At 66.6% G+C, this 22094-nt stretch carries 22 protein-coding genes and 1 pseudogene; 6 read left to right on the top strand and 17 right to left on the bottom strand.

Going from position 1 to position 22094, the window contains the following annotated elements:
• Positions 1-40: 40 nt before the first annotated feature.
• From ACUXVA_RS09910 to ACUXVA_RS09895, 4 genes are read right to left on the bottom strand one after another with little or no spacing between them, the layout of a single operon-like run.
• Positions 41-1243, bottom strand: coding sequence for a xanthine dehydrogenase family Fe-S subunit (locus ACUXVA_RS09910; protein ID WP_445491884.1), 1203 nt, complete (start codon positions 1241-1243; stop codon positions 41-43).
• Positions 1240-2073, bottom strand: a complete 834-nt coding sequence (locus ACUXVA_RS09905; protein WP_445491882.1) for an FAD binding domain-containing protein — start codon at positions 2071-2073, stop codon at positions 1240-1242. The genes ACUXVA_RS09910 and ACUXVA_RS09905 overlap by 4 nt, the downstream gene beginning before the upstream one ends.
• On the bottom strand, positions 2070-4451 hold the full coding sequence (locus ACUXVA_RS09900) for a xanthine dehydrogenase family protein molybdopterin-binding subunit (protein WP_445491880.1): 2382 nt from the start codon (positions 4449-4451) through the stop codon (positions 2070-2072). The genes ACUXVA_RS09905 and ACUXVA_RS09900 overlap by 4 nt, the downstream gene beginning before the upstream one ends.
• A gap of 35 nt (positions 4452-4486) precedes the next feature.
• Entirely contained in the window at positions 4487-5764 is a 1278-nt protein-coding gene (locus ACUXVA_RS09895; protein WP_445491878.1) for an amidohydrolase/deacetylase family metallohydrolase, read from the bottom strand.
• A 241-nt stretch (positions 5765-6005) separates the two neighbouring features.
• Between ACUXVA_RS09895 and ACUXVA_RS09890 the strand changes: the two genes are divergently transcribed.
• Positions 6006-6413, top strand: coding sequence for a MarR family winged helix-turn-helix transcriptional regulator (locus tag ACUXVA_RS09890; RefSeq protein ID WP_445493272.1), 408 nt, complete (start codon positions 6006-6008; stop codon positions 6411-6413).
• 111 nt (positions 6414-6524) lie between these two features.
• Here ACUXVA_RS09890 and ACUXVA_RS09885 read toward each other — a convergent pair whose 3' ends face one another.
• Entirely contained in the window at positions 6525-7319 is a 795-nt protein-coding gene (locus tag ACUXVA_RS09885; RefSeq protein ID WP_445491876.1) for an efflux RND transporter periplasmic adaptor subunit, read from the bottom strand.
• A 1-nt stretch (position 7320) separates the two neighbouring features.
• Between ACUXVA_RS09885 and ACUXVA_RS09880 the strand changes: the two genes are divergently transcribed.
• Positions 7321-7788 carry a GNAT family N-acetyltransferase gene (locus tag ACUXVA_RS09880; RefSeq protein WP_445491874.1) on the top strand — a complete coding sequence of 156 codons (468 nt, stop codon included), beginning with the start codon at positions 7321-7323 and terminating at the stop codon, positions 7786-7788.
• Here the strand turns inward: ACUXVA_RS09880 and ACUXVA_RS09875 are convergent.
• From ACUXVA_RS09875 to ACUXVA_RS09835, 9 genes are all read right to left on the bottom strand, one after another.
• On the bottom strand, positions 7785-8912 hold the full coding sequence (locus ACUXVA_RS09875; RefSeq protein ID WP_445491872.1) for a nickel/cobalt efflux transporter: 1128 nt from the start codon (positions 8910-8912) through the stop codon (positions 7785-7787). The genes ACUXVA_RS09880 and ACUXVA_RS09875 overlap by 4 nt on opposite strands.
• A gap of 11 nt (positions 8913-8923) precedes the next feature.
• Positions 8924-9202 carry a metal/formaldehyde-sensitive transcriptional repressor gene (locus ACUXVA_RS09870; RefSeq protein ID WP_265080475.1) on the bottom strand — a complete coding sequence of 93 codons (279 nt, stop codon included), beginning with the start codon at positions 9200-9202 and terminating at the stop codon, positions 8924-8926.
• Between the two features lie 121 nt (positions 9203-9323).
• A complete protein-coding gene (gene modC / locus ACUXVA_RS09865) occupies positions 9324-10478 on the bottom strand; it encodes a molybdenum ABC transporter ATP-binding protein (RefSeq protein WP_445491870.1) in 1155 nt (384 codons plus the stop codon).
• The gene (gene modB, locus ACUXVA_RS09860) at positions 10475-11161 is read right to left on the bottom strand and encodes a molybdate ABC transporter permease subunit (protein WP_445491868.1); all 687 of its coding nucleotides are present in this window, start codon (positions 11159-11161) and stop codon (positions 10475-10477) included. The genes modC and modB overlap by 4 nt, the downstream gene beginning before the upstream one ends.
• Before the next feature lie 6 nt (positions 11162-11167).
• Entirely contained in the window at positions 11168-11929 is a 762-nt protein-coding gene (gene modA, locus ACUXVA_RS09855; RefSeq protein WP_445491866.1) for a molybdate ABC transporter substrate-binding protein, read from the bottom strand.
• Between the two features lie 17 nt (positions 11930-11946).
• Entirely contained in the window at positions 11947-12738 is a 792-nt protein-coding gene (locus tag ACUXVA_RS09850) for a TOBE domain-containing protein (RefSeq protein ID WP_265080478.1), read from the bottom strand.
• Between the two features lie 279 nt (positions 12739-13017).
• Positions 13018-13314 carry an HU family DNA-binding protein gene (locus tag ACUXVA_RS09845; RefSeq protein ID WP_265080479.1) on the bottom strand — a complete coding sequence of 99 codons (297 nt, stop codon included), beginning with the start codon at positions 13312-13314 and terminating at the stop codon, positions 13018-13020.
• 349 nt (positions 13315-13663) lie between these two features.
• Positions 13664-13999: a hypothetical protein gene (locus ACUXVA_RS09840; RefSeq protein ID WP_445491863.1), complete on the bottom strand. Its 336-nt coding sequence runs from the start codon at positions 13997-13999 to the stop codon at positions 13664-13666.
• A 113-nt stretch (positions 14000-14112) separates the two neighbouring features.
• Positions 14113-14829 carry an MgtC/SapB family protein gene (locus tag ACUXVA_RS09835; protein ID WP_265080480.1) on the bottom strand — a complete coding sequence of 239 codons (717 nt, stop codon included), beginning with the start codon at positions 14827-14829 and terminating at the stop codon, positions 14113-14115.
• A 94-nt stretch (positions 14830-14923) separates the two neighbouring features.
• On the opposite strand from ACUXVA_RS09835, the gene ACUXVA_RS09830 reads away from it, so the two are divergent.
• From ACUXVA_RS09830 to ACUXVA_RS09820, 3 genes and pseudogenes are all read left to right on the top strand, one after another.
• A complete protein-coding gene (locus ACUXVA_RS09830; protein ID WP_445491861.1) occupies positions 14924-15559 on the top strand; it encodes a TetR/AcrR family transcriptional regulator in 636 nt (211 codons plus the stop codon).
• Positions 15560-15608: 49 nt separating this feature from the next.
• Positions 15609-16806: pseudogene (locus ACUXVA_RS09825) on the top strand (MFS transporter).
• A 3-nt stretch (positions 16807-16809) separates the two neighbouring features.
• Positions 16810-17829 (top strand): alpha/beta fold hydrolase, encoded by a 1020-nt coding sequence (locus ACUXVA_RS09820; RefSeq protein ID WP_265080483.1) that lies wholly within the window; start codon positions 16810-16812, stop codon positions 17827-17829.
• A gap of 202 nt (positions 17830-18031) precedes the next feature.
• Here ACUXVA_RS09820 and ACUXVA_RS09815 read toward each other — a convergent pair whose 3' ends face one another.
• Positions 18032-18922, bottom strand: a complete 891-nt coding sequence (locus tag ACUXVA_RS09815; protein WP_445491858.1) for an SDR family oxidoreductase — start codon at positions 18920-18922, stop codon at positions 18032-18034.
• Between the two features lie 90 nt (positions 18923-19012).
• Between ACUXVA_RS09815 and ACUXVA_RS09810 the strand changes: the two genes are divergently transcribed.
• Positions 19013-19828, top strand: coding sequence for a helix-turn-helix transcriptional regulator (locus ACUXVA_RS09810; RefSeq protein WP_265080485.1), 816 nt, complete (start codon positions 19013-19015; stop codon positions 19826-19828).
• A gap of 209 nt (positions 19829-20037) precedes the next feature.
• Here the strand turns inward: ACUXVA_RS09810 and ACUXVA_RS09805 are convergent, their stop codons facing one another.
• Together ACUXVA_RS09805 and ACUXVA_RS09800 are read right to left on the bottom strand one after the other, a co-directional pair.
• Positions 20038-21057 carry a WD40 repeat domain-containing protein gene (locus ACUXVA_RS09805; protein WP_265080486.1) on the bottom strand — a complete coding sequence of 340 codons (1020 nt, stop codon included), beginning with the start codon at positions 21055-21057 and terminating at the stop codon, positions 20038-20040.
• Positions 21057-22094 carry a CobW family GTP-binding protein gene (locus ACUXVA_RS09800; protein ID WP_445491855.1) on the bottom strand — a complete coding sequence of 346 codons (1038 nt, stop codon included), beginning with the start codon at positions 22092-22094 and terminating at the stop codon, positions 21057-21059. The genes ACUXVA_RS09805 and ACUXVA_RS09800 overlap by 1 nt, the downstream gene beginning before the upstream one ends.

The following is a 22094-nucleotide window of genomic DNA, read 5'->3' as shown; positions in this document are numbered from 1 at the left end:
GTCCAAACGTCGCCGCCGCGCAGGATATGCGGGCGCCGATTCATGATGCCGTGTCTCCGCGGCCGATAACCCGGCGCAGCGCGCGTGTTGCGCGATCGCGCAGCAGCCCGAAGACAAGCGAAATACCGTTGAGCTCGGCGGCGGGCGCCACCGCTGCATTTGCGCCATGCGACAGCCGGCGATCCAGATTGCGCGCAAATTCTGCAATCAGCCGTGCCGCGAGATCGCGCACCAGGCCGGAACGGCCAACCTGTGCCAGCATGCCGGTCAGGCTGTAGCCGATCGACAACTCAACGCGCGTCGCAGCACCATCCTGAAGCGGCAGCAACCGATAGCGGATCTCGCCCTGCGTCTGTGAGCGGCTGCGCTGGTCAACGCCAATGCCGAGGATGCGGCCGGACAGCTGCGCGGCATCGCTCTCGACCCGCGCCGCACCGCTGAAATTCGCGGAGATCGGACCGATCCTGACGCGAATCGCGCCCTCGACGCGCTCCGGCACCGGCGTGCCCGTCAGCGACGCGCCGGGCAGGCAGGCCGCGACAGCGGCGATATCCTCGAACATCGCAAACACTTTTGCGGGCGAATGCGCGACGTCAAAGTGCCGATCGAGAACGGTCGATGGCGTGAAGTCGGGAATGACGAGCTGCGCGACTGCGGTGATAGTTTCGACCGGCGCAACCATGGCGGCGGATGGTTTCGCACTGACGCAGGCAGCATGGCCCGAACCCACCGGACCGATCAACTTGCGCCCAGCATCATGCTCCGCCGCGATCCCGCGGGCGCGACGCGCCGTAATCACCGACTGCACGGCACGGACGATGCCGACATAGCCGGTGCAGCGGCACAGGTTGCCGCTCATGCCCACGCGGATCGCCTGCTCGTCGGCATCCGGCAGCCGCTTCACCAGATCGCGTGCCGACACCAGCATGCCCGGCGTGCAGTAGCCGCACTGCAGCGCGTGCTCGCGGCTGAAGGCAGCGCGCAATTCCGTGGCGATCTCATCGTCGTCGAGGCCTTCGATGGTCGTGACATCGGCGCCGTCGCAGGACACCGCAAAGGTGATGCAGGAACGCGCCGGCACGCCGTCGAGCAGCAGCGTGCAGGCACCGCAGACGCCGTGCTCGCAGCCGAGATTGGTGCCGGTGAGGTTGCGCTCGTCGCGCAGGAAATCGGCGAGGCTGGTGCGCGGCTCGACCAGCGCATGGACCGCGCGATGGTTTACTGTGAGTCCGATATTGTTCATGCCGCGGCCTGCGCGATGGCTTTTCGCAGCACGGCGACATGGATATGGCGGTCAGCAGCATCGGTGATGCCGGCCTTCGCCAGGATTCTGTCCACCACGCGCGGATCGAACTTGCCGCCGAAGTCGCCGCCAATGCGGCCGCCGAACAGCTCCGTTGCATCGTCGATGACCACGGGCGCCGCCTCGACGGCACCGATCACAATGCGTGCGGTGCCGGCCTCGGGATCGATCATCACCGCGCCAATGGCATGGGCGAATTCGCCGGTCTTGCGGCAGGCCTTGACGTAGCCCCAGCGCGCTGAGGCCGACATCGCCGGCACGCGCACTGACTCGATCATCTCGCCGGGTTGCAGAGCCGTCTCCAGCGCGCCCAGCACGAACTCACTCATCGCAACGCGTCGCGCGCCGATCGCACGACGCAAAGTGAGCGTGGCACCCAGCGCCGTCAGCGCCGAAATCCAGTCCGCCGACGGATCGGCGTGGCTCAGCGAGCCGCCGACGGTGCCGCGGTTGCGCACCGCACGATAGGCGATGACCGAGGCGACGCGCTGCATGGCGCCTCTGGTCACGTCGGGAATACGATTGTCCTCGATATCCGCGTGAGTCACGCAGGCGCCGATCACCAGATCGTCGCCGACGCGATCCACATGCTTCAATTCAGCGAGCCCGCCGATATCGACGATCAGGTCGGGCGCCACCAGCCGCAGATTGAGCATCGGGCCGAGCGACTGACCGCCCGCGATGATCTTTGTGACGCCATCGCCGGAGATCGCAGCAAGCGCCGCGGTGAGATCGCGCGGCCGTTCATAGGCGAAGGGGGCCGGCTTCATGCCGCGGGCCTTTCCGTTTCGCCAGCAGCCAGAATGCCTTCGACGATGCGCCGCGGCGTGATCGGCGAATGCAGCAACTCGACGCCGAGGCCGCGCAGCGCGTCGTTGACGGCATTGGCGATCGCCGCCGGCGGCGCGATGGCACCGCCCTCGCCGATGCCCTTGACGCCGAATGTCGTGTAGGGCGACGGCGTCTCCATATGGTCCATCCTTGGAGACGGGACTTCGGTCGGACCAGGCAGCAGGTAGTCGGCGAGCGTCGTGGCCAGCGGCTGGCCGGCGCGATCGAACGGCATCTCCTCATAGAGCGCGGTGCCTATGCCCTGCGCCAGGCCGCCAAAGATCTGGCCGTCGACGATCATCGGATTGACCAGCACGCCGCCGTCCTCGACGATGACGTAGTCGAGAATCTCGACGTCGCCGAGATCGGGATCGACGGCGACGATGACAGCATGCGCGGCATAGCTGAAGGTGCCGGAATCGCGCTGCGGCTTGTAGCCGGAGGTGGTCTCGAGGCCGGCGGGGTCGACATCGCCCGGCAGATCCTGCGGGCGGCGATACCAGGTGTATGCGATCTCCTGCAGCGTTACGCTGCCGCTGACGCCGCGCACCTCGCCGTCGGTCAGGATCACGTCGGCCTCGTCACACTGCAGCAGCTTGGCGCCGATCTTCCGGGCGCGTTCGCCAAGCTCGGCGCAGGCGGTGGCCACCGCGCCGCCGGCCATCACCATGGAGCGGGAACCCCATGTGCCAGTCGAATACGGAGTCATCGCCGTGTCGCCATGAACGACGCGGACCTTGGCGACATCGATGCCGAGCATTTCATGGGCGACCTGCGCCAGCGTGGTCTCCATGCCCTGGCCGTGGGAATGCACGCCGACGCGCAGTTCGAGCCCGCCATCGGGCGTCAGCCGCGCGGTGGCCTGTTCGTGGCCGGGCACCATCGGAATGCCCCAGCCGGAATAGACCGAGGTGCCGTGCGCTGCCTGCTCGCAATAGATCGACAGGCCGACGCCGATCAGCCGTCCGTCGGCTTCGCCGCGGCGTTGACGTGCCCGCACCGCGTCGACGTCGATCATGTCAAGCGCGCGGCGCATCGCCTCGGGATAGTCGCCGCTATCGAAATGCTTTTTCGTGATGTTGTCGAACGGCATCTGCTCCGGTCGCACCAGATTGCGCAGGCGCACCTCGCCCGGTTCGAGCCCGGCTTCGGCGGCGACCAGATCGAGCATGATCTCCAGCGCAAAACAGACGCCGGTGCGCGCGACGCCGCGATAGGGCAGGATCGGACATTTGTTGGTGGCCACCGAAAAGGTGCGGCAGCGATAGGCCGGCATCAGATAGGGCCCGGGCAGAATGCTGACCACCTGTGCGGCTTCGAGACACGCGGAGAACGGATAGGACGAGTATGCGCCGGAATCGACGGTGGCCTCGCAATCGATGCCGCGCAGTCTGCCATCGCGATCGGCGTAGACGGTGATGCTGTAGTGATGCTCGCGGCAATTGGCTGATGCCACCAGATGTTCGCGGCGATCCTCGATCCAGCGCACGGGCCTACCGATCTTCATGGTCAGCCACGACAGGCAAACTTCTTCCGGCAGCAGAATCCCTTTGTGCCCGAAGCCGCCGCCGACATCCGGCGAGACGATGCGGATCTGGCCTTGATCCATATCAAGGCAGTCCGACAGACCGTTGCGCACGATATGCGGCATCTGGCTGCCGGTATGGAGCGTGAGTTGGTCGAGACGATGATCGAACGAGGCGACCACGCCGCGGCCTTCCAGCGGCGACATACATTGTCGTGCCGTGGAAATCTCGCGCGTCACCTTGATCGGCGCATCCAGCGCCGAGGCGATATCGGTCTCGAAGAAGCTTTCGAGAAAGACGTTGTCGCCCCAGTGCTCGTGCACCAGCGGCGCGCCGGGCTCGCGGGCCTGCAGCATGTCGTGCACCGCCGGCAGCTCCTCGAGGTCGAGGGTGATCGACGCCGCCATGTCCTCGGCTTCGGCGCGGGTCGCGGCGACGCACATGGCGACAAGTTCGCCGACCTGGCGGATCTTGTCGGTGGCAAGGATCGGCTGGTCGGAAATCTTGAAGCCCGGCAGGCTCGTCACCGCACGGATCGGCTTCACGCCATCAAGTTCCGCCGCCGTGAACACCACGTCGCGGTAACGCTCGGGCACATGAATAGCGCGGATCCGCGCATGGGCGACCGGGCTGCGCAGAAAGGCGACGTCCTGCAAGCCGGCCAGCCTGATATCGGCGACGAACTGGCCACGACCGCGCATCAGGCGGTCGTCTTCCTTGCGCATCACGCGCGCGCCGACGCCCTGCTTTTCAGCAGGCTCTGTCGAAGAAAGATCGCGCGCGTCGCGCATGCTCGAACCCTCGCCCCTAATGGATCGATCGCCGCTTAGGCGGCGACCGCCTCTGGCAAGATCGCCGCCACAGCGTCATGGCGCACGCCGGCGCGCAGGCAGAACAGCGGCTGCATCAGGCCATCGGCCACCACTTCGGTGTTCTCGTTGTCGCGCAGGGTGTAGCGGCCCGGCTTCGTCGTGATCACCGAGACGTCGGCATCCATGCCGACCTTCAGTGAGCCGACCTTGTCCGACAGGCCGATCATTTTGGCCGGGTTCGACGTCACCATCGGCACCACCTGCTCCAGCGTCAGGCCCAGCGCCATCATCGAACTCATGGCCTGCACCAGGCTGAACTTGGCCTGCCCGGCGAACGGATGGTTCTCTTCGTCCTCATGCTGGTCCGGCGTTCCGGCCGGCGCGGGGACATGGGTGTTGTAGCCATGGATGTCGGCGCCAAGCGTGGTCGGCACGATGCCGGCGGCAATCGCCTTCTTCGCCAGGCGATAGGAGAAGTGGCTGCCATGACCGACGTCGATCTTGAGGCCGCGATCGATCGCAGCCTTGATCACCGGATGAACCTCGCCGTCACGATTGACGAAACCGCCGGGATGCCGCGTGAACGGATGCGCCAGCACGTCACCCTCTTTCAGCAGCGGGATCACCCGCTCCAAAATCGTGTCGACGTCCTCGCCATTGGTGCCGCTTTCCGGCAGGCCCCAGAGCTGGCCGAAATGCACATAGACCGGCAGTTCGGTGCGCTTGCCGATTTCTGCCGCCATCTCCAGCACGCGGATGCCCCAGCGCGCGAAACCGCCGATCTCGGCATGGGCCTTGATGCCGCGCACCAGATCGGGATTGGCCAGCGCCGCCTTCACGGTGGCGTCGATGTCGACGCCATCGGGGCTGTACAGGTTGGGATAGAAGTGACCCTCGAGACCGCCGACCAGATAGGCCGACAGGAAGGCGTAGACCCTTGATTTTGCGGGCTCGGCGATGAAGTGGCGGAAGCCCGGCAGCGTCATGCAGGACGGGCCGCCCTGATCGATCAGCGTGGTGACGCCGGACTGCACACCGACCATGTCTGGGTTCATGCCGAAACGGCCGGAGACGTATTGATAGACATGCGCGTGAGTGTCGATCAGGCCAGGCAGCACTAACTTGCCGGTCACATCGATGACTTCCTTGGCACTAGTCGGCAGGATATCCGATTGTACTGCAGCGATCTTGCCGTTGCGGATGGCGACATCCCTGATGCCGTCGATGCCCGAAGCGGGATCGATGACGCGTCCGCCGCGCAGCAACAGGTCGAAAGTCGGGCTGATAGACATCACTACTCTCCTCTGCGTTTTCTGGCGGGCTTTGCCGGCCCGCCAAAATACGAAGCATACTTCGTATTTTACAAAAGCAAGGCTCGTGCCATAACTGCCGAGCCGCTCGTCGAAAGTGCGGGCGGCCGGCAGACGTCGCGCACAAGGAGATGAACGTTGCAGAAGGCGAACAAGCGCAGCGAGCGGAGCCAACGCCCGTGGCCGCTCGCGGAACGGCCCGGGTTCCTGATCCGGCGTCTGCATCAGATCCACGTCGCCCTGTTCCAGGAAAGCCTGCGGCGCCTTCGAAGTCACGCCGCTGCAATACAGCCTGCTGTCGGCGCTGGCGGAGCGTGGAACCGCCGATCAGACCACTTTGGCGGCCGATATCGCGCTGGATCGGACCACGACCACCGGCGCCCTGAAACGACTGGAGGCGCGCCGGCTGGTCGAGCGGCCGGTGGATGCGGACGATCGCCGCGCCCGGATCTGCCGATTGACGCCGGCCGGAACAGCACTGCTGGCGAAGATCGAGACCGCCGCGCGCGACGCGCATCGTGCATCGCTCGGCAAACTCAGCAAGGCGGAACAGGCCGACTTCATCGCCACCATGCAGCGAATTGTCGCGGACCACGCCGGCCGCAATGGCGCAGCCACAAAGTTTGAATGACGTGCAGCACAACTGCATCGCGCCGCAGCATGCGCTGCGAGCGGCTACAAATTAATCAGACTGACTTGGTCGAGGCAGCGCGTGTGAGACGCGCCGGGCCCATCCATGCTGCTACTTCTTCGGCGGCGGGATGTAGGCGCGACCGCTCATGCCGGCCATCAGCTCGGTAGCATCGCCGCGGATCTCGCCGAATACCTTGATGGTCTGGCTGACCGGATCGACCCGGCCGCCGATGCGGGTGATTTCGGCGGGATAGGTCCTGTCGATCTCCTCGATATGGACCTGGAAGGCGTAGCCGGGCTTCAGCCAGGCCAGCCCGCGCGACGGCGCGATCAGCTCCACTTCGAGGCTGCGGTCGTCAAGAATCTCCAGCAGCGGCTGGCCCGGCGCGGCGTACTGGAATTCCTGCGCCTTCTGCTCCACCGTGACGCCACTGAACGGCGCGGCAATCTCGCATTTCGAGGCGGCGGCGGCGGCAATGGCGAGCTCCGCCCTGGTCTTCTCGACCTCGGCGCGCGAGACGTCGAGCTCGAGCTGGCTGATCGATTTGAGATTGGCGAGGCGCTGGTTGATCGCCGCGGTCTTCTCGGCCTGGGTCGCCACCGCCTTGGCCCGCGCCACCTGCGCGCGCTGGGTCACGCAGTCGAACTGGATCAGCAAGTCGCCCTTCCTGAAATGCTGCCCGACGCGCGTCAGGATGCCGTCGATCCGCCCCGATATCTCGCTGGACAGCGTGGTGTAGTTGCGCGGCGTCAGCTGGGCGCGGATCTCCGCGGCATTGTCGGGCAGCGACGGCAACTGATCGGCGGCGCCCTGCGCCCGCAGCCCGCCGCAGACAGCCATCGACGCCACGACAGAGATCGCGCAGCGAAACCATGAGCGGTGGCGCCGGTGCGGCAGCAGCACGGTGTGTCCTTCCCTTGCGCCGGGCGCTACTGCACGGCCGGCTGCTGCACCGAGGCCTGCGCATCCTGCCGCGGGTCGGCCGGCTGCGCGGCGCCCTCAGCGGTCTGCGTCACGGCCGGCGCGCCGCCGGTGCCAGCCGCGGCTGCGGGCGCCGCATCGCTCAGCCGGTCGAGCCGGTTGTTGTTGGATCTCCAACGACGAGGGCGATGCCGAACTGTTCGTCGACATCGCCTTGATGCCGGAAAACCAGAACCGCGGCCTCGGCGCCGCGTTCGTCGGCGCCATGATGCGGCGCGCCCTCGACCGGGGCAAGGCACCGCGCGCCAGCGTGCTCGTCAGCAACCTACACTGCCTAAAGATGTGCCGGCGGATCGGCTTCCGCGTCGTCGACCAGGACTATGTCTACGTGCACTTGCGCGGCGTGCGGGAGACGGCTGCTGACATCGACCTTCCCCCGGAGCGAATCTAGATCGCGCGGGCCGACGTTGTAATCGCCGGCGTGGCCGCGCGGGAATGGCGGATGCCGTTCCAGCCCTGCACGCCCATGTAGAGTCCGACCAGGATGATCAGGCCGCCGGAGGCGTAGGGCGCCCGTCGCGCAAAGGTGCCGAAGCCCGACCAGCGCGTCGCGACGTGTTTGACGCTGAGCGCGGCCAGCACGCCGGCCGAGACCATCGTCAAGGCCAGCCCGATGCTGAAGCACAGCACCAGCACCACGCCGAGGCTGATCTGCTTGAGCTGGATGCACAGCAACAGCACGGTGATCGCGGCGGGGCAGGGAATCAGGCCGCCGGTGAGACCGAACATCACGATCTGGCCGGTGGTCGCCTTGCCGCCGCTAAAGCGGCGCCGGATGTCGGCGGCGTGTTCGCGCGCGTGGGCGTCGTCCTCTTCGCCGAGATTCAGATGCTGGTGATCGTGCTCCTCGAACACTTCGTCATGAACTTCGACCGTCTCGCCGTGGCGCAGCCGCAGCGAAGCCGTGAAGGCATGCGGCTCGGGAATTTCGTCGACGCTTTCAAGACAGCCCTGGCCGGCAGCAAAGCCAAAACTCTGGCGGTTGCCGTCCGGACGCATGATGTCCACGGAGATATCCTGCGCCGGCGGCAGCGCGCCCTCGGCGCGGATGCGCCAGCGCGGTGGCACGCCATCCTCAAACACTTCGAACAGAAGCAGCCCGCTGCCGGTCGCGATGCTGCGAACGTCGTCGCCATGATGGTGGTGATGGTGATCGCCGTGCCCGGCATGTTGCTCGCGCCAGGTACGCCAGAGCATCCAGACGGCGACCGCGACAATGATGACCGCCGAGGCGAGCTGGAAATATGGCTCGGTGGCCTCGCCGCCCCATTCCTGGCCGGCATACTGGCCGGCCAGCGCAACCACCCAGACCACCGCGGTATGCGACAGGGTTGCCGACAGGCCGAGCAACACCGCCTGCGAGACGGTGCCCTGAACGGCGATGATGAATGCCGCCATCATGGTCTTGGAATGGCCCGGCTCCAGTCCGTGCAGCGCGCCGAGCAGGATGGCGCTCGGCACGAACAGCCACGCGTGACCGGCGCCCTGCTGAATGATGTCGGCGAACGGGGTCATGAGCGCATCTCCTATTTGAGGTAGGTGCGCAGCGCGTCGATCAGGTCGGTGGTGCCCCGGGCGCGGTCGGCATTCGTCTCGGTGGCGGGATCGACCACATGGTGGCGGATGTGGTCCTCGATCACCTCGGTGATCAGGCCGTTGATGGCGCCGCGCATCGACGCCACCAGCATCAGCACGTCGGCGCAGCCGAGCTCCGCCTCCAGCGCCCGCTCGACCGCCTCGGCCTGCCCCTTGATGCGCCGAACCCGGGAGACGAGCTTCTTCTTGTCCTTGATCGTATGCGACACGGCTTGCCCTCGCGAAATATAATATAGGGGGCTACCCTATATTGCGGGCGCACGCAACCGATCCGCGGCCCGGCCGCCGTGACAGCCGGTTGACGTCGACATCTTCTGCGGTGCTATGGAATCAGGCGGGACGGGTTGGTGCGGCAAGAGCGGCGCCATCGGCGGCGACCTGCCCGCGCGCCGGCGCCAGCGCGACGCCTTTGACCTGCGCGATGACGGCCATTCCCTCGGCCAGTTCGAGCAGATCCCACGACCGGCGCGTCAGCCGCGCCAGCAGTTTCGCGCCGCCCCCGTCGGGTCCGAGCGCCAGCACCGCCAGCACCTCGCTCGGCCCGATCGCGGTTTTCGAAACGATCCGCGCCGGCAGCGCGTTGAGGATCGAGCTCGCCTGCTGCGCTTCCCGCGCCAGGCTCACGTCGCTGGCGGCGATGCGCAGGCGCCGGCGCTCCCCCGCAGTAACCTGCGGCGCAGGGACGAGCAATTGACCGCCGTCGACATGAAGGGTCAGAATTCCATACGCCGCATCGTAGGATCCGGCCGTCGCATCGAAATTGACGGCGGCGTCGCGACCGACGGCCAGCGGCAGCGACGGATCGCTCTGCAGGACGCCGAGCGGGCCGGCCGCCAGCACCGACCCGGCCTGCATCAGGATCAGATGATCGGCCAGCCGCTCGACCTCGGCCATGTCGTGGCTGACATAGATCACAGGCAGCGACAGCCGCTGGTGCAGACGCTCCAGGAACGGCAGGATCTCGTCCTTGGTGAGCCGGTCCAGCGCCGACAGCGGCTCGTCCATCAGCAGAAGCTTCGGTTGCGACAGCAGCGCGCGACCGATGGCCACCCGTTGCCGTTCGCCCCCGGACAGATGCTGCGACGAACGATCGAGCAAATGGCCGAGCCCGAGCAGATCGATCACCTCGTCGAACGGAATGCCGCCGGAGTCCGAGCCGTCGCGCGGCGCGCCGTAGAGCAGGTTGCGCCGGACCGAGAGATGCTGGAACAGGCTGGCTTCCTGAAACACATAACCGATCGGGCGCTGATAGGGCTCGCGGAAGATATTACGGTCCTGCCAGACGTCGCCGTTAACAGCGCAGAAGCTGCCCGCCAGGTGCTGCAGGCCGGCAAGACAGCGCAGCACCGTGGACTTGCCGCAGCCGGACGGGCCGAACAGCGCGGTGACGCCGGTGGCCGGCACTTCAAACGACGCGTCGAGCGTAAAGCCGCCGAGTGTGCCGCGAAACGCCGCCCGGATCGTCGGAGAATGAGTGGCGGTCATGCGTTGATCCGCGCGATGCGCTTTTCGAGCAAGGTCATGGCGAGAATCACGATGAACGCGAACACGGCCATGCCGGCCGCCAGGATATTGGCCTCGCGCCACTGCGACGTCTCGACATAGTCGAAGATCGCCACCGACAGAACCTTGGTCTTGCCCGGCACATTGCCGCCGATCATCAGCACGATGCCGAACTCGCCGACGGTGTGCGCGAAGCCGAGCACCGCGCCGGCCAGAAATCCCGGCCGCGCCAGCGGAATCGCCACCGTCCAGAACGCGCGGCGCGGCGACGCCCGCAAGGTGGCGGCCACTTCCAGCGGACGGTCGCCGATGGCTGCAAAGGAATTGCGGATCGGCTGCACCACGAACGGCATCGAATACACCACCGAGCCGATCACCAGGCCTTCAAATGTGAAGGCCAGCGTCCGCGCGCCCCACAGGCCGGCCAGCGCGCCGCCGGGACCGTCCGGTCCCAGCACCACCAGCAGATAGAAGCCGAGCACGGTGGGTGGCAGCACCAGCGGCAGCGCGACCACGGCGGCCACCGCTTCCTTCCACCACGCCTTGGAGCGCGCCAGCCACCACGCGATCGGCGTGCCGACGATCAGCAGGATGATCGTGGTGATGGCGGCCAGTTCGACGGTGAGCCGAACCGGCTGCCAGATGTCTGCGGGAAGTCCGCCCATCTGCGTCTAGCGTTCGCTGCCGTATTCGTAGCCGTATTTTTCGATGACGGCGCGCGCCTCCGGCCCCTTGAGGAAGGCCATGAAAGCGATCGCCGCCTCGCTGGACGCGCCCTTTTTCAACAGCACCGCGTCCTGGCGGATCGGCGTGTAGAGCGCCGCGGGGACCAGCCAGCGCGAGCCGGTCGTATTGCCCGCGAGCTGCGACAGCGCGACGAATCCCAGCTCGGCATTGCCGGTGTCGATGAACTGAAACGCCTGGGAAATGGAATTGCCCTGCACGATCTTCGGCTGCACGGCATCGTAGATCTTCAGCGCCTTCAGCGTCTCGATGGCGGCGGTGCCATAGGGCGCAGCGGCGGGGTTGGCGATCGCAAGCCTGGTAAAGGCGTTGGTCTTGAGGGTGTCCTCGCCCTTCACCAGATCGGCGCTCTTGCTCCACAGCACGAGCTTGCCGATGGCATAGGTGAAGCGGCTGTCGGCGATGCCGAGGCCGTCCTCCACCAGTTTTTTCGGGCGCTCGTCGTCGGCCGACAGGAACACCTGGAACGGTGCGTCCTGGGTGATCTGGGTGTAGAACTGCCCGCTGGCGCCGAAGCTGAGCACCGCCTCGTGGCCGGTCTTCTTCTGGAACGCCTCGGCGATTTCCTTGGCGGCGCCGGTGAAGTTGGCGGCCACCGCGACATTGGTCTGGGCCGCGAAGGCATTGCCCGAGGTCAGGCCGAAGATTGCAAGGGCGCCGGCGAGGCGAACGAGGTTGATCGGTTTCACGGGGACTCTCCTGCTGATCAGTCGATGGCGATAATGACGTGGGCGGCGTCGAACAGCGCGCAGGCGGCATCCCCCGGCGCGAGGCCCATGGCTGTGGCACTGCGCGCGGAGATCGAGGCCGCGAGGGTCTTGCCGTTGCCGATGTCGAGCACGATCTCGGCGTTGACCGCAGAGATGTCGCAGCGCCGGACCGTGCCGCGAATGCAATTGCGCGCCGACACCAGCGGCGCTTCGGCGCCAGGGGCGATGATGACGAACGGTGCCTTGACCAGCACGATGGCATCGCGGCCGACGCAGAGCCCGAGTTCGCGCAGGCTTTCGGCGGTCACCAGCGCGTAGATCGTGGTGTCGCCGGATACGTCGATCGCCACCTCGGCGCTGAGCGTATCCGAGTGGATGGCGGTGATGGTGCCGCGAAGCGCATTGCGCGCACTGGTTCGCATGAAGAAGCCCGAGACGAGGTTGAAGGGAGTGATCCCGCTGCCGGCCAGCGCCGGCTCGAGGGTCCGGAAGACGCGGGCCATTTCCGCCTCGAGGCGGCCGAAGGCCTCGATGACCCGCACGCCGGTCGGCGTCAGGCTGGCACCGCCGCCGGCCTTTCCGCCCGTCCGGGTTTCCAGCAGCGGCTGGCCGAACAGGTTGGTCATGGCGTCGAGCGCATCCCAGGCGGCCTTGTAGGTGAGGCCCGCGACCCTGGCGCCGGCGGCGATGCTGCCTTCGCGCGCGACCGCCTGCAGCAGCCGAATCCGTTCGCGGCCGACGGCCGACATGTCCGCGCTGCGGAGCGTGATGGTGGCTTCGATGGACATCGAGGGATCCCAGCGCGATATACTTAATCTATATAACGCATAGCCCGCATCGACGCGCCCGGCAAGACAGGCGATACCGATCCCGCGCCGACTGCATTGAGACGGAGAGCGGGATTCTGTGATGATGGTTGGTGGTGGATGGTCGCTTCGAAAACACCGCGGCGGCGGGCAGAAGCCGGCCTAAGAGCGGGCGATCTGCCGGTGTGTTAAGCCGCTGGCGCGGCCAAGCATCCGCCCGGAACGCGCTCGCGTTCCGGGTTTCAGGCGGACGGGACGCGCTTAGACGGCGTCCTTGAGTGCCTTCAGCGGCTGCGCCTTGACCTTCTTGCTGGCCGGCTTGGCCGCGAAATCCATCGGCTCCTTGGTGAACGGATTGATGCCCTTGCGGGCTTCCGTCGCCGGCTTAGTGACGACCGAAAGCTTGGCAAAGCCGGGAATGGTGAACTCGCCGAACTCGTTCAATTCCTTGTATCCGACAGCCGTCAGGTTCTCGATCACGGACTTCACATCGCTCTTCGAGACGTTGCTGGCTTCCGCGATCGCATCGATCAATTGAGACTTGTTCAACTTGGGCATTGTGCTTTCCTTTGATTCGCTGCGCGATATTAGGGGCTTTTGCCCATACTGCGCTCAAAGTGCAAACCGGCGCCCCGCTTGAAGCGGTGGCCGGCCTGTTGTCGTGCATGCAAAATGAGCAACCGTCCCGCGATCCGGGCCGAGCAACTGCGCTGAAAGCGTCCAATTTGCAGCAAAGCCGGGATGCGCACCGGGGGGGGGTGGACGGCTGTGCCGGTGCATCAGCCACCGCGCGCCATAGCTTAACTCATTGCGGGACCAACGGAAATCTGGATTGCATCTGCGGATGCCAGCCTCGCGCTTTGCGGGCCGTGTCGGCCTGGGCACGCCCGGGCGGAAAATGAACGCCTCATTTTGCCGGGATCGGCGGCGCGGTTTTTTCGGCTGGGGCCGGCGGCAGCGCCGGTTTCGCGCCGGCAGCCTGCGCGTCCTGGTCCGGACGCGCAGGCTGCGGGGGAATATCGTGCGGTCGCGCGCCGGTGGTGGCGGGCTCCGCCGGCTCTGCCGGCTTGCTGGCCGCCCCCGGCGTCGACTGCAGCGGCGGGGTGGCCTGCGCCATGACCTGCGGATCGTGCGCCTTCAACTGCACCACGGAAGCCAGGGCGATCGCCGAACCGGCAACCACCATTGCGCCGGCAAGCAGCAGGTCTGTGCGCAAGGCGCGTTTGGTCTGGATCGGGGTCATGCTGTCCACCACGGTTATATCAGGCGAACAACGGATGGGGGATCGCAAGGTTCCCCGCGCCATCCGGCCAGGTTGCCGCATGAGCCGGCAATGGCTCCACTGTGCGGAGCTGCCTAGTCCTTGGTGCTGACTTCCCAGGTCGCGTGCTCGACGTCCTTGCCGCGTTGCAATTCCGCGACCACCGCATCCAGCTCGGCCGGGTCAATCGCCGTGCTCACCAGCATGGCGGAGATTTCCTGCATGTCGTCGCCATGCTCGGCGATATCGACACTGGCCACCGGATATTTGGCGCGCTCCAGCCGCTCGACCAGCAGGTCGCGCATGTCGGCGAGTGCGTCGGTGGCGACCGTCAGCTTGACGAAATAGGTCGCCTCCGACGAGCGCTCGTCGAGCGGCGCGCGGTTGATGGCATTCACCAGCGGCCGCAGCAGCGTGTTGCCGGCCAGCACGAACACCGTCAGCGCCATGGCCTGCGCGATCATGTCGGCCCCGGCACAGGAGCCCACCGCCGCCGATCCCCACAACGTCGCCGCGGTGTTGAGGCCGCGGACATTGGTGCCTTCCTTCATGATGACGCCGGCGCCGAGAAAGCCGATGCCCGACACCACATAGGCGATCACCCGCACGCCGCCATCGGCCCCGGCCAGATGCATCGCCAGGTCGACGAAGGCCGCAGCCCCCACCGCCACCAGCACATTGGTGCGCAGCCCGGCGGTGCGCTGCCGGTACTGCCGCTCGGCGCCGATCAGCGTCCCCAGCACGAATGCCGCGGACAGGCTGAGCAGCGTGTCGAGAAAGTCGTAGGTCTGGAACGTGGTGAGAAAACGCATGGCGGTGTCATGCGTACAGCAGATGACAAACGGATGACAAGCGGCCCGGGATGCGACGCGGCGCCATCCTTCGATGAGCCCTCTTGATTAGGGAATGATCGATCTCTATATCGGTCTCATGCAACGCGAGACGCACATCATGAGAAGCCCGGGCCGCCCCAGGGAGTTCGACATCGGCGATGCGCTGGACAAGGCGATCGTCGTATTCCGCGAGCGCGGTTTTCACGCCACCTCGATTGCCGATCTCAAGGCCGCCATGTCGCTGGCCTCGGGCAGCATCTACAAGGCATTCAAGGACAAGCCGGCGATCTTCCTCGCCGCCCTCGCCCGCTACGTCGGCAAGCGCGACGAACTGGCGGCGCAACGCTTTGCGACGGCGCGCTCCGGACGCGAGCGACTGCGCGCCGTGCTCGACATCTATGCGGAATCCTCGCACGGCGAGGAAGGCCGGCGTGGCTGTCTCGTGGTCGGCAGCGCCGTCGAACTGGCCACCTTCGACGCGGATCTGCGAACGTCGGTCGGTGCGGCGGTGAAGCGCAACGAAGCGCGGTTCGCCGAACTGATCGCGCAGGGACAGGCCGACGGCTCGATCGCGTCGCAGCGCGATCCGAAGGCGTTGGCGCTGCTGATGCTCTGCGTCACCAGCGGCATGCGCGTGGCCGGTAAGACCGGGCGCTCGCGCAAGGAGATGGCCGCCGTGGTCGATGCCGCCATGAAGCTGCTCGACTGATTTTTTTGCGTAATTAGGGATCAATCGCTCCCTTATATGGAGTTGTACGATGCACGCCCCCGCCCCAAGCCGACCCGCCGCGGCGCCCCCGATGTCGACCCGGCTGACCGGCATTCTCGCCGTCGCCTGCGGCCTGATCGCTGCCAATATCTATTATGCCCAGCCGCTGGCGGGGCCGATCGGCGCCGCCGTGGGCCTGCCCTCCGGGGCGACCGGCCTGATCGTCACCCTGACGCAGATCGGCTATGGCGCCGGCCTGCTGCTTGTCGTCCCGCTCGGCGACCTCGTCGAGAACCGCCGGCTGGTGCTCGGCGTCATCGCCATCGCCGCTCTGGCCCTGTTCGGTGCCGCTTTGGCGTCCAGCCCATTGCCGCTGCTGGCGGCCAGCCTGGCGATCGGCGTCGGGTCGGTGGCGGTGCAGATCCTGGTGCCCTATGCCGCGCATCTGGCGCCGGAAGCGGTTCGCGGCCGGGTGGTCGGAAACGTCATGGGCGGGCTGATGCTCGGCATCATGCTGGCGCGGCCGGCGGCCAGTCTGGTGGCGGCGCTGTCGAGTTGGCCGGTGGTGTTCGTGCTGTCGGCGGCGATGATGGTGGTGCTGGCCATCGTGCTGCGCAAGGTCCTGCCGCGGCGTGTGCCCCACGCGCAGCCGAAGCTATCGCCAGTTGCTGACCTCGATGGCCCAGCTCGTCCACACGACGCCGGTGCTGCGGCGGCGTGCGCTCTATCAAGCCTGCCTGTTTGCGTCCTTCAGCCTGTTCTGGACCGTCACGCCGCTGCTGCTGGCCGGACCGGCCTTCCGGCTGTCGCAGACCGGAATCGGCCTGTTCGCCCTGGCTGGCGTCGCCGGTGCCATTGCCGCGCCGATAGCCGGCCGGCTCGCCGATCGCGGCTGGACCCGCGCGGCCACCGCGCTGGCCATGGCGGCCGTCGCTGTCGCATTCGTGCTGACCTGGCTTGGCGCGGCGGGATCGCCGGCAGCCCTGACCCTGCTGGTCGTCGCAGCGATCGTCCTCGACTTCGGCGTGTCGGCCAATCTCGTGCTCGGACAACGCGCCATCTTCGCGCTCGGCGCCGAACAGCGCGGCCGCCTCAACGGCATCTACATGGCGACGTTCTTCGCCGGCGGCGCCATCGGCTCCGCACTCGGCGGCTGGACCTTCGCTTATGGCGGCTGGGCACTGGCATCGTCGATCGGGATCGCCTTCCCGATCGCCGCACTCGCGTATTTCGCAACGGAAGGATAGACCATGCAGACCACCCTGAAATCCAAATCGACGTCGCCCGCGGCCTCCCTGCGCCGTCTCGCCCTCGGCCTCGCACTGGCCGCGAGCGTGCTGGTGCCGGCGCGGATAGCTGCACAGCCGCAAGCCGCCCCGGCTTTCGATCCCGCCAGCTTCTGGACCACCTTTCATCACGGCAGCGTCAGCGTGAACGGCGTGCACCTGCATTATGTGGAGGGCGGCAGCGGCGCGCCCTTGCTGCTGATCCCCGGCTGGCCCGAGAGCTGGTACGCGTGGCGGCACGTCATGCCCGCCCTCGCCGCCGCCGGGCGCCATGTGGTGGTCATCGATCCGCGCGGCATGGGCGACTCCGGCCATCCGGCGTCGGGCTACGATATGAAGACCGTGGCGACCGACGTCCACGCGCTGGTGGAGGCACTGGCCCTGACCCAAGACGGGCCGATCGATGTCGCCGGCCACGATGTCGGCGCCTGGATCGGCTATGCCTATGGCTCCGACTGGCCCGGCGACGTCAAGCGCCTGGCGCTGTTCGACGCCGCCCTGCCCGGCGTCACGCCGCCGGCGCCGGCGGGCATCCCCAGCGACGCCGCCAATGTGAAGTCGTGGCATTTCGCCTTCAACCGGCTCGACGATCTGCCGGAGCTGCTGGTGCAGGGCCGCGAGCGCGAATACCTCACCTGGCTGTTTCAGAACAAGGCGTCAAAGACCTGGGCCATCGGCGCAGCCGATCTCGATGAATATGTCCACATCTACCGCCAGCCCGGCGCCGTCCGCGCCGGCTTCGCCTATTACCGCGCCGCGTTCGGCAGCGACGGGCTGGCGCAGGCCCGGGCGCGCGCGCAGCACAGACTGGCGATGCCGGTGCTGGCGATCGGCGCCGAATTCGGCGTCGGCGATAACCTCGTCGACGTGCTGCGGACCGCCGCCACCAATGTCAGCGGCGGAACGGCGAAGGGCTGCGGACACTTCGTGCCGGAGGAATGTCCGGAGGTGGTGATTGATGGTCTCAAGACGTTCTTCAAGTAGCGGCCGCGCGTCCTGCCAAGCGAGCTGCATTCTCAGGCGTTGGACAGGACACTCAAACGCCCGCCAAATTTGTCATGGCCGGGCTTGTCCCGGCCATCCACGATGTTTCGCGACCATGTGGATGGCCGGCATATCGCCGGCCATGACGACTGAGCCTTATCTTGTTGGTCGCTTCTCGGTCAGGCTCTCGGGATGAGAGCGCTCAAGCCTTGAAGTAGCCGGGCTGGCCGATGTCGGCGATCAGGCCGATCCCGGTCGGCGTCCAGCCGAGCCGCTGCTGTGTCAGGGCGCTGGAGGCCGGCATGTCCAGACCGGCGAACACCGCCAGCGACCCGAAATAATCGCCAACCTCCTCCTTCGTGATCGACACCACCGGCACATTCAGCGCGCGGCCGACCACGTCGATAATCTCGCGCATGGCCACGCCTTCCTCGCCAACCGCGTGGTAGATCCCGTCCACCGCGCCGTTCTCCAGCGCAAGCCGGTACAGGCGCACGACATCCAGCACATGCGCCGCAGCCCAGCGTTCGGCGCCTTCGCCGACATAGGCGGCGGCGCCTTTCTGGCGCGCAAGCTCGACCAGATAAGAGATCAACCCGGCCTTGCCGGCGGCGCCATGCACCTGCGGCAGGCGGATCACCATCGCGCGCACGCCGCGCGACGCATAGGCCAGGCCCGCCTGCTCGGACACGCGCTCAACATGCGCGCTGGTCTCGCGCCTGATATCTTCGGTGACCACCATACCCGGCGCGACGAGGCCAGTTCCCGAGGTGACGATGAAAGGTTTGTCGGTGCCTGCCAGCACATCGCCCATGGCTTCGATCGCCGCCTTGTCGATCGCGCCATTCTCCGCGTATTTCGCGAAATCATGGATGAAGGCCAGATGAATCACGCCGTCTGCATCCCTCGCACCGCTCTTCAGGCTGTCGAGGTCCTGCAGCGAGCCGCGATGAACCTCCGCGCCGAGCTTCTTGAGCGTCGCGACGTTGGCTTCGGAGCGCGCGAGGCCGACCACCTGATGCCCGTGTGCGATCAGCTCCTTTGTCGTTTCGCTGCCGATGAATCCGGCGGCGCCGGTGACGAAGACACGCATGAGAAAGTCTCCCTGTTCAGAAGGCAGGGATATGGTAGGTTCATCATTCGGGTAAAGTAGTGAGCTTATACGGGTATAATTGCTAACAGCATGACGGACGCCAACCCGCTCGGGGCTTATCTCAAGGATCGCCGCGCCAGGCTCGATCCTGCGGCCTTCGGCTTTTCGCTGCAGCGACGGCGAACGCCGGGACTTCGACGCGAAGAAGTGGCGCAGCGCGCCCATGTGAGCGCCACTTGGTACACCTGGCTGGAGCAGGGCCGCGGCGGCGCGCCTTCCGCCGACGTGCTGGATCGCATCGCCCGCGCCATGATGCTGACCAGCGCGGAGCGCGAACATCTGTTTCTGCTCGGTCTCGGCCGGCTCCCCGCCGCCCGCTATCAGGCGCCGGACGGTATCTCACCGCGCCTGCAACGCCTGCTCGATACGCTCGCCTACAGTCCGGCCTTCGTCCGCACGGCGACGTGGGACGTGATCGCCTGGAACAGCGCCGCTGCGGCGGTCCTCACCGACTACAGCAAACTGCCCGATGGACAGCGCAATATCCTGCGTCTGATGTTCCGCGACAGCCGGGTCCGTGGCGCGCAGCCCAATTGGCCAAGCGTCGCCCGCTATGTGGTGGCGTCGTTCCGCGCCGATGTGGCGCGTGCCGGTGCGGCGGGCAACGTGCAATCGCTGGTCGACGAGCTCTGCGCCACCAGCCCCGAATTCGCGGCGATGTGGCGCGACAACGATGTGCAGTGCCAGCATGGCGACGGCACCAAGGTCCTGCACCATGCGATCGCCGGACCGTTGTCGATGGAATTCTCGTCCTTCGCCGTCGACGGCCGGCCCGACCTCAACATGGTGGTCTACAATCCCGTCACACCGGCGGACGCGGACAAGATCCGCGCGCTGCTGAAGTAGGCACGGGCGGCGCCGCAGCGCCGAGTCGCCGTCGCGACCAAAATGGTGCCCCGGACGCGGTGCACTGCGTCGCCGGACGATGCGAAGCATCGTCGGGTGGCGTGGTGCGCCGCAGAGCCGGGGCCCAGCTATTTACAGGGGAAAGCGGGATCCCGGATCTGCGGAGCAGCGCAAGAGCGCTGCACCGCGTCCGGGACACGAGTCCGCTCCTACAGCTCCAGCAGCCCGCCATCGCCGTCCTGGGCGGCGAAGGCGAGCAGCGTGCCTTTCGCGTTCCAGGCCAGCGCGGTGACCGGCTCGCCCTTGTTGGCGCGCACCAGGATCTCGGCGCCGTCGGTCATCCGCGCCATCAGGATGGTGCCGTCGCTGTAGCCGCAGGCGAGGATGTCCTGCTTCGGATGGCAGGCCACCATGGTGACCTTGGCCTTGAGCGGCGCCAGCATCGCCGGCTCCTTGCCCATCGGGCCGTCCTTGCTGCCGAACGGCCAGACGATGACGCTGTCGGCGCCTGACGTCGCCAGTCCCTTGCCGCCGGCACTCCACGACACCGAGCGCACCCGCGCCGGATAGCCGGTCATGCGCATGTGCTTGCTGTCGGCCAGCCGCCAGCCGTGCAGCGCCGGCTCGTGCATTGCGGTGACCAGGAACTTGTTGTCGGGGCTGAAGGTGACGCCGAGATGCGAGCCGGCCCATTCCAGCACGTCGACCTTGCCCACCATGTTGGGAAACCACAGCGTCACGCCGTTGTAGTGCGCAATCGCCAGCCGCAGCCCCTTTGGCGCGAAAGCCAGGCCGCCCACGGTCGACGGCACCTCGAAGAACTTCTCCTCGTTCTTCGGCTGGCGCACGAACGCCACCTTGCCCACCGACCACGCCACCGCGCCGTCGGGATGCAAAGCGACGTTGTCGATCCAGCGCCGCTTGGCGTCGGTGGCTAGCGTCGTGACCTTGCCGTTGCGGTCGAGCGCGACAAGCTTGCCATCGTCGCCGCCCATCACCACGCGGTTGCCGTCGGAGGCGGCACAGAGAATGCCGCCGCTGGCCACTGCGACCGGCGTCATCTCGCCGCTGCCGCTGACCAGCGTCACGGTCTCCTCGGCGCCGACGAAGGCGGCGCGATCGCCGAGAAAATGAATCGCGATCACCTGCGCGCCGATCGCCACCGGCACCACGCGGTCGGTGACCGAGACGATGGATTCCTGCTCCTGCAGCGGATTGAAGTCGCTCATCACGCGGGAATGCAGTTGGCGAAGCCGTCGCGGATCATCTGTTCCGGCAGGTCGCGACCGATGAAGACGAGGCGGCTCTCGCGCTTCTCGTCGTCCTTCCACGGGCGCTGGTGATCGCCTTCCAGCATCATGTGAACGCCCTGGAACACATAGCGGTCATCGTCGCCGATGAACGACAGGATGCCCTTGGAGCGCAGCATCTTGGCGCCTTCGGCGGCGACCAGCCCTTGCAGCCACGGCATGAAGGTGGCGGCGTCGAGCGGCTTGTCGGTGCGCAGCGACAGCGACTGCATGTCCTCGTCGTGATAGTGCTTCATGCCGTGGTCATGGTGATGATGGTCGTGGCCGTGATGATCGTGGTCATGATCATGCCCGTCCTCGGCATCGAGGAATTCCGGCTCGATCTCCAGGATGCGGTCGAGATCGAAGGCGCCCTGCTCCAGCACGTCGGACAGCTTGACCTGCGCGCGCTCGGTGCGATGCAGCTTGGCATAGGGGTTGATGGCGCGGATGCGCGCTTCCACTTCGGCAAGCTCCGGCTTGGTGACGAGATCGATCTTGTTGAGCACGATGACGTCGGCGAAGGCGATCTGGTTCTTGGCTTCCGGCGCGTCCTTGAGCCGCTCGCTCAGCCACTTGGCATCGGCCACCGTGACGACCGCATCGAGGCGGGTGTGCAGCCGCACGTCCTCGTCGACGAAGAAGGTCTGTGCCACCGGCGCGGGATCGGCGAGGCCGGTGGTTTCCAGGATGATGGCGTCGAACTTGCCCTTGCGCTTCATCAGCCCGTCGAGAATACGGACGAGGTCGCCGCGGACGGTGCAGCAGACGCAGCCGTTGTTCATCTCGAACACTTCTTCATCCGCGCCGATGATCAGGTCGTTGTCGATGCCGATCTCGCCGAATTCGTTGACGATGACCGCGTATTTTTTGCCGTGATTCTCCGACAGGATGCGGTTCAGCAGCGTGGTCTTGCCGGCGCCGAGATAGCCGGTCAGCACGGTCACGGGGATTTTGGCGGCGGTCGCTTCAGACAT

Source organism: Rhodopseudomonas sp. RCAM05734 (genome assembly GCF_052658035.1).
The sequence above is the reverse complement of the archived record's forward strand: the minus strand, read 5'-3'. Positions and strand labels throughout refer to the sequence as shown.

What these genes read in the sequence shown, in the direction of transcription:
- ACUXVA_RS09905 (WP_445491882.1), bottom strand. Translation starts at nt 2,073, where the DNA reads ATGAAGCCGGCCCCCTTCGCCTATGAACGGCCGCGCGATCTCACCGCG.
- ACUXVA_RS09800 (WP_445491855.1), bottom strand. Translation starts at nt 22,094, where the DNA reads ATGTCTGAAGCGACCGCCGCCAAAATCCCCGTGACCGTGCTGACCGGC.
- modB (WP_445491868.1), bottom strand. Translation starts at nt 11,161, where the DNA reads ATGGGCGGACTTCCCGCAGACATCTGGCAGCCGGTTCGGCTCACCGTC.
- ACUXVA_RS09820 (WP_265080483.1), top strand. Translation starts at nt 16,810, where the DNA reads ATGCAGACCACCCTGAAATCCAAATCGACGTCGCCCGCGGCCTCCCTG.
- ACUXVA_RS09815 (WP_445491858.1), bottom strand. Translation starts at nt 18,922, where the DNA reads ATGCGTGTCTTCGTCACCGGCGCCGCCGGATTCATCGGCAGCGAAACG.
- modC (WP_445491870.1), bottom strand. Translation starts at nt 10,478, where the DNA reads ATGACCGCCACTCATTCTCCGACGATCCGGGCGGCGTTTCGCGGCACA.
- ACUXVA_RS09900 (WP_445491880.1), bottom strand. Translation starts at nt 4,451, where the DNA reads ATGCGCGACGCGCGCGATCTTTCTTCGACAGAGCCTGCTGAAAAGCAG.
- ACUXVA_RS09830 (WP_445491861.1), top strand. Translation starts at nt 14,924, where the DNA reads ATGATCGATCTCTATATCGGTCTCATGCAACGCGAGACGCACATCATG.
- ACUXVA_RS09835 (WP_265080480.1), bottom strand. Translation starts at nt 14,829, where the DNA reads ATGCGTTTTCTCACCACGTTCCAGACCTACGACTTTCTCGACACGCTG.
- ACUXVA_RS09810 (WP_265080485.1), top strand. Translation starts at nt 19,013, where the DNA reads ATGACGGACGCCAACCCGCTCGGGGCTTATCTCAAGGATCGCCGCGCC.
- ACUXVA_RS09910 (WP_445491884.1), bottom strand. Translation starts at nt 1,243, where the DNA reads ATGAACAATATCGGACTCACAGTAAACCATCGCGCGGTCCATGCGCTG.
- ACUXVA_RS09845 (WP_265080479.1), bottom strand. Translation starts at nt 13,314, where the DNA reads ATGCCCAAGTTGAACAAGTCTCAATTGATCGATGCGATCGCGGAAGCC.
- ACUXVA_RS09840 (WP_445491863.1), bottom strand. Translation starts at nt 13,999, where the DNA reads ATGACCCCGATCCAGACCAAACGCGCCTTGCGCACAGACCTGCTGCTT.
- ACUXVA_RS09875 (WP_445491872.1), bottom strand. Translation starts at nt 8,912, where the DNA reads ATGACCCCGTTCGCCGACATCATTCAGCAGGGCGCCGGTCACGCGTGG.
- ACUXVA_RS09805 (WP_265080486.1), bottom strand. Translation starts at nt 21,057, where the DNA reads ATGAGCGACTTCAATCCGCTGCAGGAGCAGGAATCCATCGTCTCGGTC.
- ACUXVA_RS09895 (WP_445491878.1), bottom strand. Translation starts at nt 5,764, where the DNA reads ATGTCTATCAGCCCGACTTTCGACCTGTTGCTGCGCGGCGGACGCGTC.
- ACUXVA_RS09850 (WP_265080478.1), bottom strand. Translation starts at nt 12,738, where the DNA reads ATGTCCATCGAAGCCACCATCACGCTCCGCAGCGCGGACATGTCGGCC.